This is a genomic window from Arthrobacter sp. TJ-217 (assembly GCF_058269255.1).
Genome location: NZ_JBZCNJ010000008.1, coordinates 93,183 through 105,067 on the forward strand (window position 1 = coordinate 93,183; position 11,885 = coordinate 105,067).

Genomic DNA, 11,885 nt, shown 5'->3' on the forward strand with positions numbered 1-11,885 from the left:
AGCAACGGAATTGGGGCATTGCCGCTGCCGGTGAAGCAATACCGCGGCGGAATCATTACCTTTCTTTACGCCTTTCGTGCGTTCTGCAGGTGACGCAACGCACACAATTTCAGCCGGTTTCTCCATGCGTGCAACGATGAGGCCGTGCTTTTCCGCACCTCCCCCGCACCTTCCCGCAGACCCAATACTGAGGACCTATGATCACCGTCACCGACCTGCGCAAGACTTACCGTCAGGGTGACCGCACCATCGCTGCCCTCGATGGCGTCAGCCTCGAGGTCCCCCGCGGTTCGATCCACGGCATCATCGGCCACTCTGGTGCGGGAAAGTCGACGCTGGTGCGCTGCCTGACCCTCCTTGACCGCCCGACGTCGGGGTCGGTGTCAATCAACGGTCGGGACCTGACGCGGGTCGGCAACTCCGAAATCCGGAGCGCCCGGCGCCAGATCGGCATGGTCTTCCAGCACGCAAACCTCCTTGACTCGCGCACCGCCGCCGGGAACGTTGCCCACCCCCTTGAACTTATCCGGACCCCGAAGACCGAGATCGAGGCGAAGGTCTCGCGCCTGCTCGGCCTTGTCGGGCTCGAGGGTTTCGCCGGCGCCTACCCCTCGCAGCTCTCGGGCGGGCAGAAGCAGCGGGTGGGGATCGCGCGGGCACTTGCCGCCGATCCCGAGGTCCTGCTGTGCGATGAACCGACCTCCGCCCTCGACCCGGCCACCACCGAGGGCATCCTCGAACTCATCCGCGACCTTTCGGACACGCTCGGGCTGACCGTGTTGATCATCACCCATGAGATGAACGTCGTGAAGAAGGTGTGCGATTCGGTCTCACTGCTCGAGAACGGGCGCATCGCCGAACACGGCCAGCTCCGCGACCTCGCCGGATCCCTCAACGGAAAGCTCATGCAGGCGCTGCTCCCCCTTCCCGCCCGCGACGCCGTCACCGGCTGGCCGGAGCTTGAGCTGCTCACCTCGGGCGAGGGCGGGTCCGACCCGGTCCTCTCCGACCTGGCGCGGCGGTTCTCGCTCGACATCACGCTTCTCGCCGGAAGCGTGGAAAAACTGGCCGGCGAGCGGTTCGGCCGGCTGCGCGTTGAACTGAAACCTGCCGGATCGGCCACGGGCAGCGCCCCTGGTGAGCCGCACCTGCTGCCGGTGGACGACGTCGTCGCACACCTGCGCGCACGCGGCGTCGCTGTGGAGGTTGCGGCATGAACTTCCTCGAAGAGCTCGCAAACAATCCAGGCATCACCCGGGCCCTGCCCGAAGAGTTCATGGCGACAATCCAGATGGTGTCCATCGGAGGGTTCTTCACCGTACTGATCGGGCTGCCCCTTGGCGTGTTCCTTCACACGAGCGCTCCCGAAGGCCTCCGCCCGCTTCCGGTCGTCCACCGCCTGATGTCGGACGTCATCGTCAACATCACCCGGTCCGTCCCGTTCGCGATCCTCATGGTGTCCCTCATCCCGCTCGCGCGGCTGCTCACCGGAACGTCGATCGGCCCCGTCGCAGCCTCGGTGTCGCTGAGCATCGGCACCATCCCGTTCTTCGCCCGCCTCGTTGAGACGAGCCTGCGGGAGGTCGGCGCCGGCAAGGTCGACGCCGCGCTGGTCATGGGTTCGACGCGCATGCAGGTCGTCACCAAGGTCCTGCTCCGGGAGGCCCTCCCCGGCCTCATCGCCGCCTGCACCACGACGCTCGTCACCCTAGTCGGGTACTCGGCGATGGCCGGAATCATCGGCGGCGGGGGGCTCGGGCGCCTCGCCTACAACTACGGCCTTCAGCGTTTCGACACAACCGTCATGGTGGTCATCATCGTCATCATCGTGCTGATTGTTCAGCTCATCCAGCGGGTGGGCGACAGCGCGGCGGCCCGGTTCGACCACCGCACCGCCGCGACCGCCGGGTCCGGGCGTCGGCGCCGGGCGGGGCTCCGCCAGCCGGACACCGCGCTCTGACCAGGACGGCGCGGCCGGCCCGCGCCACCTAAGTATTCCCGCCTTGCCCCGGTGCTTTTTCCGGGAGGGCGCGGACGGCAGCCAGTAGCCGCTAGCTGCCCCACTTCCGGCCCTTCGGGCGCCGGGCACCTGAAAGGACACGTTCTTCGTGCGCAAACTACTCTCAATCGCCACGGCCGGCATCGCCGCGTCCCTCGCCCTTTCCTCCTGCGGCGGCGCCACGGCCGAAGCCGAAGTCACCGAGTCGCTCGACCCCGCCAAGCCTGCCACCGTCACCGTCGGTGCCAGCCCCCAGCCGCATGCACGCATCCTTGAATTCGTTGACGAGAACCTCGCGGAGGGCAGCGGCATCGACCTCGACATCGTCGAATTCGATGACTACACGACGCCGAACATCGCCCTCCGCGACGGCGACCTTGACGCCAACTACTTCCAGCACCTCCCCTACTTCGAGCAGCAGGTCGAGGGCCAGGGCTACGAGTTCTCCCATGGGGAAGGCGTGCACATCGAACCGTACGCGGCGTTCTCCGAGAAGCATAAGGACGTCGCGGCGCTTCCCGACGGCGCCCGCATCGCGATTACCAACGATCCCTCGAACCAGGCCCGCGCGCTTACCCTGCTCGCGGAGGAGGGCCTGCTTGAAGACATCGCCGAGGACGCCTCGGTGCTCAACCTGACCGAGGAACAGAATCCCCGCAAGTTCGAGTTCATCGAGAACCAGCCGGAGCTTCTCCTCAACGACGTCAAGGATCCGAGCGTCGACCTGGCGATCATCAACGGCAACTACATCCTCGATGCCGGGCTGAGCACCGAGGACGCGCTCATCGTCGAATCAACCGAGGGCAACCCGTACGCCAACTTCCTCGCCTGGAACACGGCGTCGGAGGGTGACGCCCGGATCGAGAAGCTCGAGGAGCTGCTCCACTCCCCCGAGGTGCGCACCTTCATCGAGGAGCAGTGGCCAAGCGGAGACGTAACCGCCGCGTTCTAGCCCCAAGACAATCCACTGCGCAGTAATGACAGGAAAAACCCTCCTGGGGCCGTCATTACTGCGCAGTGGATCTGTTCTTTAAGGCTGGGCGGCTGCTGCTGCCTTGGCGGCGTCCGGAAGCGCCGCAAAGACCCTGTCCATCGCGGCGTCGTCGTGGGCCGCGGAGAGGAACCACGCCTCGAAGACCGACGGCGGGAGGTAGACCCCCGAGTCGAGCATCGAGTGGAAGAACGGGCCGTAGCGGAACGCCTCCTGGGCCTGGGCATCGGCATAGTTGCTGACGCCCCGCTCGGAGGTGCCGAAGGCAACGCTGAAGAGGTTTCCCGCCCGCTGGATCGAGTGGTCGACCCCGGCCCGGCCGAGCTCCTCGGACAGGGCGGTGGAGAGTTCGAGGGACCGGGCGTCCACGTGGCGGTACACGTCGTCGGTCGCGGCCGTCAGCGTGGCGACCCCGGCGGCCATCGCGAGCGGGTTGCCCGAGAGCGTGCCGGCCTGGTAGACCGGCCCGAGGGGTGCGAGGTGGTTCATGACGTCCGCCCGGCCGCCGAGGGCAGCAGCGGGAATGCCGCCGCCGATCACCTTGCCGAAGGTCAGCAGGTCCGGCGTCCACGGGTCGGCGGCGTCGGGGGCCCCGCCCGTCAGCCGCCAGTACCCGCCGCGGTGGGTGCGGAACCCGGTCATGACCTCGTCAACGATGAACAGCGCGCCGTGTTCGGTGGTGATCCGTGACAGGAACGCGTTGAACCCGTCCTGCGGAGTCACGACGCCCATGTTGGCGGGCGCGGCCTCCGTGATGACGGCGGCGATGTTTTCGCCGTGCTCCCGGAAGGCTTCCTCGACGGCGGCGACGTCGTTGTAGGGAAGCACGAGGGTCTCGGCGGTCGTCGCCTCGGTCACGCCTGCCGATCCGGGCAGGGCGAGGGTCGCGACGCCGGAACCGGCGGCGGCAAGGAGGCTGTCCACATGGCCGTGGTAGCAGCCGGCGAACTTGATGATCAGGTTGCGGCCGGTGAAGCCGCGGGCGAGGCGGACTGCGGTCATTGTTGCTTCGGTTCCGGTTGAGACCATCCGGAGCAGCTCGACAGCCGGCACCCGTTCCTTCACGAGCTGGGCGAGGTCCGCCTCGGCGGGCGTTGAGGCGCCGAAGGTCAGCCCGTGGTCGACCGCGCGGTGGACCGCCTCAATCACCGCGGGGTGGGAGTGCCCAAGGAGGGCGGGACCCCATGAGCAGACGAGGTCGACGTAGTCCTTCCCGTCCGCGTCGGTCACGTGGGCCCCGTGTGCGTCGACGAGGAACCGCGGAGTGCCGCCAACCGATCCGAAGGCGCGCACCGGGGAGTTGACGCCGCCGGGCATCAGGCCGCGGGCACGCTCATAGAGTTCTTCGGAAGTGCTCATTGTTGGGTTTCCTTCAGCTCGGGGTTTCGTTGAGCCAGAGCGCAAGCTCCGAGGCCCAGTAGGTGAGGACGATGTTGGCCCCGGCCCGCTTGATGCCAAGGACCGATTCCTCGATGGCACGCCGGCGGTCGATCCAGCCATTGGCCGCCGCAGCCTCGATCATCGCGTACTCGCCGGAGACCTGGTAGGCGGCCACCGGGACCGGGGACATCGCGGCCACGTCGGCGAGGATGTCAAGGTAGCTCATCGCGGGTTTGACCATGACCATGTCCGCTCCTTCCTCGAGGTCGAGTTCCACCTCGAGAAGGGCCTCGCGCCGGTTCGCGGCATCCATCTGGTACGTGCGGCGGTCGCCCTTGAGCTGGGAGTCGACGGCTTCGCGGAAGGGGCCGTAGAAGGCGCTCGCGTACTTGGCGGCGTAGGCAAGCACCCCCGTGGTCGTGTGGCCGGCTTCGTCGAGGGCCTGGCGGATGACGGCGACCTGCCCGTCCATCATGCCGGAGGGACCAAGGACGTGCGCTCCGGCGTCGGCCTGCGCCACGGCCATCTGCGCGTAGACGGCCAGGGTCGCATCGTTATCGACGGTTCCGTCGTCGGCGAGCACTCCGCAGTGGCCGTGGTCGGTGAACTCGTCGAGGCAGACGTCGCTCATGACCACGAGGTCGTCGCCCACCTCGGAGCGGACGTCGGCGATGGCGCGGTTGAGCACACCGTCGGGGTCGAGGCCCGCGCTTCCGGTCGCGTCGCGGTGCGCGGGGATGCCAAAGAGCATGATCCCGCCGACGCCGCGTTCCACGGCCTCGGCTGCGGCCCGCCGCAGCGAATCGGTGGTGTGCTGGAGCACTCCGGGCATCGAGGCAATCGGCGAGGGCTCCGAGAGGCCCTCGCGGATGAAGGCGGGAAGGATCAGGTCCGAGGCGCTGACACGGTGCTCCGCCGCAAGCCGACGCAGCGCGGGGGTGGCCCGCAGACGGCGCGGCCGGTGCTGGGGAAAGCTCATTGTGGAACTCCATTCGGTGAGGGTGGACGTGTGGTCTCGGCCGCGGCGCGCACGGCGTCGGCGACTCCGCGCGGGGTCGGGGCGGCCGCCGTGGCACCGACGACCAGGCCCATGCCGGCGGCTTCGGCTGCGGTGCGTGAACCAATGGCGACGACGTGGAACCCGGCAGCGTCGGGGAGCACGGCGCAGAACCGGCGGACGGTGCTCGGGGAGGTCAGCACGACAGCGTCGACGCTGCCCTGTGCGGCAAGGTCGCGGAACCGTGCGGTGTCGATCAGGCGGAGACCGGCCGGCGCGGGCCGGGAAGGGAGGCGCCGGGACGGGTCCGCCGGGTAATCGACGGTCCGGTAGGCATCGACGCGGCTCACCTGCAGCCCCTTGGCGGCGAGGCCGTCGGCAAGGACATCGTCGGCGATCGCGGCCTGGGGCAGCAGCACCGCTCCGGGCCCGTCGGGCATGGCGCTGATCAACCCGAGGGAGGATTCCTCACCCGGCGGAACCAGGGCCACCGGAATGCCTTCTCCGGCCAGGGCCCGGCGGGTTGCGTCACCGACTGCCGCGACGGAGACTCCTGCTCCCACCGCGGCGGACAGCGGATGCCCGCGGCGGGACGCGGCAAGCTTCAGCGAGGCCACGGTCGTGGCACTTGTGACGATCAGCCAGGCATACCCGCCTGCGGAGAGCGCCCCGAGCGCCGCCTCGAGCGGAGCCGGGTCCTCGGGCTCCTCGAAGTCGATCAACTGCAGCACCAGGGGTGCCGCGCCCCGCCGCTCGAGCTCGGCGGCCATTCCCGCGCACCGCTCCGGGGCACGCAGGAGGACCACCTGCATGCCGTCCAGGTCGCCGCTGTCCGGGTGTTGAGGCACGACGGTCAGCTGCTCAGGGGAGCAATCCGCGCAGCTCCCGCCTCAAGGAGCTCTTCGGCCAGGAGGACGCCGAGCCGTGCCGCGCCCTCGGGGCCCGTGTCGGGAGTGGATCCGGCACGCCGCAGGATCGTCCGTCCGTCCGGGCTGCACACAACGGCTTCGAGGCGCAGCACTCCCCCGCGCACTTCCGCAAGAGCGCCGATCGGTGCGGCGCATCCGGCCTCGAGCTGCAGCAGCACCGCCCGCTCCGCCGTGACTGCCGCCCGGGTCTCCGCGTGGTCGTAGGCGGCAAGCGCCGCGGAGAGGGGCCCGTCGGGTTCACCGAGCCGGCGCTCGACCGCAAGCGCTCCCTGGCCGGGGGCCGGGAGCATCACCGCAGGATCGATGAGTTCAGTGATCGCCGCCTGCCGCCCGAGGCGGTGCAGGCCCGCCGAGGCCAGGACGACGGCGTCCAGGTCGCCGGGGGCGCCGTCGACGAGGCCCGCCACGCGTCCCAGACGGGTGTCGACGTTGCCGCGGATGTCGACGATCTCAAGTCCCGGCCGCGCGGCCTTGAGCTGCGCGGCGCGGCGCGGCGAGCCGGTGCCGACCTTCGCGCCGTCGGGCAGGGTGGCGAGGGTCAGGCCGTCGCGGGCGCACAGCGCGTCGCGGAAATCGGCACGCTCGGGGACGGCGGCCACCGTCAGTCCGGGAGCGGGTGTGGTGGGGAGGTCCTTGAGCGAGTGGACGGCGAGGTCGCAGCGCCCGTCGAGGAGCGCCTCGCGCAGGGCGACGACGAAGACACCCGTGCCGCCGATCTGGGACAGGGGGCCCTTCAGGACGTCGCCGTCGGTGCGGACGCGCACAAGCTCGTACTGCTCACCGGCCAGTTCGGAGATCCGCTCCGCCACGGTGGTGGTCTGGGTCAGCGCCAGGGCGCTGCCGCGGGTTCCGACGCGGATTGAGGCGTTCATCAGGCTCCGGGGTTGGGCAGCGCGGTTCCCACGGTGGAGTCCACTGCCGCGATTGTTGGTTTTTCGCCCCGCCGGTTCGCGCAGCAGTTGGGCCGGCACACATCGAACCAGGGGCCCAGCGCGGTGGCGGCGGGCCGGTCGGTGATGTTATTGCTGACCGTGCGCTCGGAGACGAGGTCGATCAGGCCCGCGACGAACTTCTCGTGCGTGCCCGGGGTCGGCACCCGGTCGGCGACAAGCCCGAGCTCGGCGCAGGTTTCAAGGGCCTCGGTGTCGAGGTCCCAGGCGACCTCCATGTGGTCGCTGACAAAGCCGAGGGGAACGATGACGACACCCTTCACCCCGGTTTCAGCGCGGTCGCGGAGGGCGTCGTTGATGTCGGGTTCGAGCCAGGGGATGTGCGGGGCGCCGGAGCGGGACTGGTAGACAAGCGACCATTCGACGCCGGCGGCTTCGGGAACGCGGTCGAGAACTGCCTGCGCGGTCGCGAGGTGTTGTGCCACATAGGCGCCGTCCTCGTACGCCGGGCCACCCTCGGCGTCGCGCGGGCCCGACGCGTCGGCGTCGCCGGTCGGAATGGAGTGGGTGGCGAACATGATGTGCACCGGGGCATCACCCTCGTTGCGTGCGGCGAGGCCGGCGCGCACAGCTGCGAGCCCGTTCGTGACGCCCTCGACGAAGGGCTCGACGAATCCGGGATGGTCGAAGTACTGCCTGACCTTGTCCACCTCGAGGCGGCCTTCCAGCCCGGCCTCGATCAGGGCCATCCCGAGGTCTTCGCGGTACTGCCTGCAGCTCGAGTAGGAGGAGTAGGCGCTGGTGGTGACGGCAAGGACGCGGCGGTGGCCGGCGTCGTATGCCTCCTGGAGGGTGTCGGCGATGAACGGGGCCCAGTTGCGGTTTCCCCAGTACACGGGCAGGTCGATGCCGCGCCGGCGCAGTTCGGCCTCCATTGCCGCGCGCAGCGCCCGGTTCTGGCTGTTGATCGGGCTGACGCCGCCGAAGGCGCGGTAGTGGTGGGAAACCTCTTCGAGCCGTTCATCGGGGATGCCGCGCCCGCGCGTCACGTTGCGGAGGAAGGGGATGACGTCGTCCTGGCCCTCGGGCCCGCCGAAGGAGGCGAGGACGATCGCGTCGTAGTCCTTCGGTGCCATGCGGCCGGATTCGTCGACGCCGTCGAGCGGGTTGAACGCCTGGGCTGTCACTGGAGCACCTCTGCGATTTCGTTGGGGCTGATGCGGCGTCCCGTGTAGAACGGGATCTCCTCGCGAACGTGGCGGCGGGCCTCGGTTTCGCGCAGGTGGCGCATGAGGTCCACAAGGTCGACGAGGTCGGGCGCTTCGAGCGCGAGGATCCATTCCCAGTCGCCCAGCGCGAAGGAGGAAACGGTGTTGGAGATGACCTGCGGGTACTGGCGGCCCTTCATGCCGTGGTCGTAGAGCATCTCGCGGCGTTCCTCGGTGGGCAGGATGTACCAGTCGTAGGAGCGCACGAACGGGTAGACGCAGACCCATTCCGCTGGGGCGACGCCGCGGGCATAGGCGGGCACATGGCTCCGGGAAAATTCGGCGTCGCGGTGGACGCCCATGGCGGACCAGGCGATCTCGGTCTCGGCGAAGACTTCGGAGCGGCGGATGTGGCGGACCGCTGCCTGCAGGTCCTCGGCACGGGGGCCGTGCAGCCACACCATGACGTCGGCGTCGCCGCGCATGCCCGAGACGTCGTAGAAGCCGCGGAGGGTCACCCCCGACTCCTCGAAGGAGCCGAGAACGTCCTCAAGGGAATGGGCGGAGGCACCGGGGGCCGCGGCGGCCCGCTTGAAGACCGTCCACAGGGTGAAGAACAGCTCCTCGGGCGCTTCGGCTTCACCGGTTTCCCGGGAGTCCTGGGCGGGGGCTGTGGATAGGGTGTCGCCGGTTAGCTCGGTCATGCTACTAGTCTGCCTCCTGCGCCGATTCAATCCGAAATTCCCAACTTCTACGCACTGTAGAAGTAGGTTGTCTCACCTTATCGCATCAGGGGGCGGCGCGCTCGGGCAGCGGCGGCAGTCCAAGGCGGTCCGCGAGCGCCTCGGCGCGCACTGTGGCGTCGTCGATCACTGCCACGAGGCCCGTTCCCGAAAGCCAGGCGCCGGTGAGTTCGAGCATGCCCGCCTCCGCCGCAGCGGCCCGGATGCGCGCCACCTTTTCACGGTGGCCCACGGCCGCATGCGGAAGGGCTCCGGCCCAGCGCACGACGTCCCAGTCGACGACGTCGGAACGGCCGATGGGGACGCCGAGCAGTGTCGACGCGTCGGCGAGCGCGAGTTCGAAAAGCGCCTCGTCGCCGGTTTCCGGACCTGCCTCACCCGGGCTCCCGCCGGCCCTGCCGAAGGAAAGCCGCAGCACGTGCGAGCCGGGTCCGGCCTGGTCGCGCAGCCACTTCCACTTTGCCGTCGCATGGGTCAACGCCTTCGCGCTCACGCCGTTGATGCCCCGCGCGACGAGGACACCGGTGCCGCGCGGGGAGGCATCCAGTTCGGGCACGTCGACCACCAGCGTCACCAGGGCGACTCCGGGAACCGAGGCGGGTCGTTCTGCGGCGAGCCGTGGAAGTTCGCCGGCGAGCAGGTCAACGGCAGCCGGCCCCTCCGTGGCGAGGACCACCGCCGCGGCGGTGATGCTCCGCTGCAGGGTCGAGTGCTCGGTCGACACCGCCCAGCCGCCGGAGGGTGAGCGCCGAAGGCCGCCGACTGTCTCACCGGTGCGCAGGTCAGCCCCCGCATCAGTGAGCGCATGGACCAGGGCGTCGCGCAGCACCAACATGCCACCGCGGAGGCCGGCCACCGCCGAACCTGCCGGTGCGGCCTGCCGCAGCGCGCCGGCCGCAGCACCCAGCGACCCCAGGCGGGCCATTGCGGCGCGCAGCCCCGGCGCAACGGAGTCGACGTCGAGGGTGTCGGGGTCGGCCGAGAACACCCCGCCGGCCACGGGCGCCACGAGCCGGTTGAGCACCTCGTCGCCCATCCGGGTGCGGACCAGCTCGCCGAGGCTCACAGCGGGGCGGGTGGCAAGCGACCCCAGCGGCAGGACCCGGTCAAGGGAGGCGCGCAGCGCTCCGGCTCGGCCGATTGCCGCAACCGTCTGGGCGTCGGCGGGATCGGCCGGGATGCCGAGGATCCCTGAGCTCGGCAGCGGCTGGGCGCTTCGCTGCAGATCCTTGCCCTGCAGCTGCACCCAGGCCCCCGGGCCCTCAGGGGAGACAATCCGGTCCGCCAGTCCGAGGGCGGCGGCGAGGTCGGGCACAGTGCTCGACCTCGTGGAGAACGACTCGGCCCCGCTGTCGAGGCGGAACCCGCCGAGCTCGTGCGCACCAACGCAGCCGCCGAACTCCCCCGCCTTCTCAAGGACCGTCACCGACGCGCCCCGCAGCAGGAGGATACGTGCTGCAACAAGCCCTGCGATTCCGCCTCCGACGACAACGGCGTCGGGGCCGCCCTGCGGCACGGTTACGGCTCCACCGAGTGGATGAGCTGAACGACCCGGGTGAGGACATCCGGGTCCGTTTCCGGCGGAACGCCGTGCCCGAGGTTCACCACGTGCCCGGGTGCGACGCTTCCGGCCTCGAGCACCGCGCGCACATGCCGCTCGAGCACCGGCCAGGGGGCGCTCAGCAGCGCGGGATCGATGTTGCCCTGCAGCGGCACGGTGCCGCCCAGACGCTTGTTGGCCTCGTCGAGCGGGAGCCTGTAGTCGACCCCGATTACGTCCACCCCGACGTCGCGCATCGCCACGAGCAGGTCGGAGGTCCCGGTCCCGAAGTGGATCAGCGGTGCGCCAAGGCCCCGGACGTGGTCGAGCGCGCGCGTGGACGCCGGCGCCGCATGCCGCTCGTAGTCCTCGAGGCCCAGTGAACCGGCCCAGGAATCGAAGAGCTGGGCGGCACTGGCTCCCGCCTCAAGCTGCGCCCGCAGGAACTTCCCGGATGCGTCGGCAGCCCAGTCGGCGAGCGCGTGCCAGGTGCCGGGGTCGGCGTGCATCATCGTGCGCGGGCCGAGGTGGTCCCGTGAGGGCTTGCCCTCGACCATGTAGGCGGCGAGGGTGAAGGGGGCCCCGGCAAAGCCGATCAGCGGCGTTGAGCCGAGCTCAGCGACGGTAAGCGCGACCGCCTGGCGGATCGGTTCAAGGGATTCCTCGGTGAGCACAGGGAGGGCCGCCACATCGGCCGCGGTTCGCACCGGGGAGCCGAGCACCGGGCCGACGCCCGGAACGATGTCGACGTCGACGCCTGCAAGCTTGAGCGGAATGACGATGTCGGAGAAGAAGATTGCGGCGTCGACGCCGTGGCGCCGGACGGGCTGAAGCGTGATCTCCGAGGCCATTGCCGGATCGAGGCAGGCGTCAAGCATCGCCGTGCCGGTGCGCAGCTCCCGATACTCGGGAAGCGACCGCCCGGCCTGGCGCATGAACCAGACGGGCCGGCGGTGGGGTTTCCTGCCGCGGTAGGCCGCCACGAGGGCGGAATTCGAGGTTCGGCCGTCCACCAGCGGGTGGGTTGCTCCAAGGGTCATACCTTGATTCTGCCGAAGATCGCCGCCGATCGTTAACCCGCAGCGGCGGGCACCGGGGCGGGTAACCAAAATCACGCCCGGACAGAAGCCGAGTTCTCCCGCGGAATCAAGCGGATTCCGGTTTTTGGGTAAGGTGTGCCTATTACCTCCAGCGGGCACGACCTCGGT

Annotated in this window: 11 protein-coding genes; 3 read left to right on the forward strand and 8 right to left on the reverse strand. The window is 69.7% G+C overall.

Going from position 1 to position 11,885, the window contains the following annotated elements; genetic code table 11:
• The first annotated feature begins 197 nt into the window (after positions 1-197).
• From AC4D2R_RS14405 to AC4D2R_RS14415, 3 genes are all read left to right on the forward strand, one after another.
• A complete protein-coding gene (locus AC4D2R_RS14405) occupies positions 198-1,217 on the forward strand; it encodes a methionine ABC transporter ATP-binding protein (protein ID WP_490940785.1) in 1,020 nt (339 codons plus the stop codon).
• Positions 1,214-1,960, forward strand: coding sequence for a methionine ABC transporter permease (locus AC4D2R_RS14410; RefSeq protein ID WP_490940787.1), 747 nt, complete (start codon positions 1,214-1,216; stop codon positions 1,958-1,960). Before AC4D2R_RS14405 ends, AC4D2R_RS14410 begins: the two co-directional genes overlap by 4 nt.
• A 148-nt stretch (positions 1,961-2,108) precedes the next feature.
• Positions 2,109-2,951 (forward strand): MetQ/NlpA family ABC transporter substrate-binding protein, encoded by an 843-nt coding sequence (locus tag AC4D2R_RS14415; protein ID WP_490940789.1) that lies wholly within the window; start codon positions 2,109-2,111, stop codon positions 2,949-2,951.
• 78 nt (positions 2,952-3,029) lie between these two features.
• On the opposite strand, the gene hemL is transcribed toward AC4D2R_RS14415, so the two are convergent.
• The 8 genes from hemL to hemE form a co-directional block, all read right to left on the reverse strand.
• Positions 3,030-4,349 (reverse strand): glutamate-1-semialdehyde 2,1-aminomutase, encoded by a 1,320-nt coding sequence (gene hemL / locus AC4D2R_RS14420; protein ID WP_490940791.1) that lies wholly within the window; start codon positions 4,347-4,349, stop codon positions 3,030-3,032.
• A 13-nt stretch (positions 4,350-4,362) separates the two neighbouring features.
• Positions 4,363-5,349 carry a porphobilinogen synthase gene (gene hemB / locus AC4D2R_RS14425; RefSeq protein WP_490940793.1) on the reverse strand — a complete coding sequence of 329 codons (987 nt, stop codon included), beginning with the start codon at positions 5,347-5,349 and terminating at the stop codon, positions 4,363-4,365.
• Positions 5,346-6,215 (reverse strand): uroporphyrinogen-III synthase, encoded by an 870-nt coding sequence (locus AC4D2R_RS14430; protein ID WP_490940795.1) that lies wholly within the window; start codon positions 6,213-6,215, stop codon positions 5,346-5,348. The genes hemB and AC4D2R_RS14430 overlap by 4 nt, the downstream gene beginning before the upstream one ends.
• 5 nt (positions 6,216-6,220) lie before the next feature.
• A complete protein-coding gene (gene hemC, locus AC4D2R_RS14435; protein WP_490940797.1) occupies positions 6,221-7,168 on the reverse strand; it encodes a hydroxymethylbilane synthase in 948 nt (315 codons plus the stop codon).
• Entirely contained in the window at positions 7,168-8,322 is a 1,155-nt protein-coding gene (locus AC4D2R_RS14440) for a ferrochelatase (protein ID WP_490940938.1), read from the reverse strand. The genes hemC and AC4D2R_RS14440 overlap by 1 nt, the downstream gene beginning before the upstream one ends.
• 47 nt (positions 8,323-8,369) lie before the next feature.
• Positions 8,370-9,098, reverse strand: a complete 729-nt coding sequence (hemQ, locus tag AC4D2R_RS14445; RefSeq protein WP_490899630.1) for a hydrogen peroxide-dependent heme synthase — start codon at positions 9,096-9,098, stop codon at positions 8,370-8,372.
• Positions 9,099-9,183: 85 nt separating this feature from the next.
• A complete protein-coding gene (gene hemG / locus AC4D2R_RS14450) occupies positions 9,184-10,653 on the reverse strand; it encodes a protoporphyrinogen oxidase (protein ID WP_490940799.1) in 1,470 nt (489 codons plus the stop codon).
• A 2-nt stretch (positions 10,654-10,655) separates the two neighbouring features.
• Positions 10,656-11,717 carry a uroporphyrinogen decarboxylase gene (hemE, locus tag AC4D2R_RS14455; protein WP_490940801.1) on the reverse strand — a complete coding sequence of 354 codons (1,062 nt, stop codon included), beginning with the start codon at positions 11,715-11,717 and terminating at the stop codon, positions 10,656-10,658.
• Positions 11,718-11,885 lie beyond the last annotated feature (168 nt).

Coding starts and splice junctions, on each gene's coding strand:
- AC4D2R_RS14405 (WP_490940785.1), top strand. CDS start 198: ATGATCACCGTCACCGACCTGCGCAAGACTTACCGTCAGGGTGACCGC.
- AC4D2R_RS14410 (WP_490940787.1), top strand. CDS start 1,214: ATGAACTTCCTCGAAGAGCTCGCAAACAATCCAGGCATCACCCGGGCC.
- hemL (WP_490940791.1), bottom strand. CDS start 4,349: ATGAGCACTTCCGAAGAACTCTATGAGCGTGCCCGCGGCCTGATGCCC.
- hemB (WP_490940793.1), bottom strand. CDS start 5,349: ATGAGCTTTCCCCAGCACCGGCCGCGCCGTCTGCGGGCCACCCCCGCG.
- hemC (WP_490940797.1), bottom strand. CDS start 7,168: ATGAACGCCTCAATCCGCGTCGGAACCCGCGGCAGCGCCCTGGCGCTG.
- AC4D2R_RS14440 (WP_490940938.1), bottom strand. CDS start 8,322: ATGGCACCGAAGGACTACGACGCGATCGTCCTCGCCTCCTTCGGCGGG.
- hemQ (WP_490899630.1), bottom strand. CDS start 9,098: ATGACCGAGCTAACCGGCGACACCCTATCCACAGCCCCCGCCCAGGAC.
- hemE (WP_490940801.1), bottom strand. CDS start 11,717: ATGACCCTTGGAGCAACCCACCCGCTGGTGGACGGCCGAACCTCGAAT.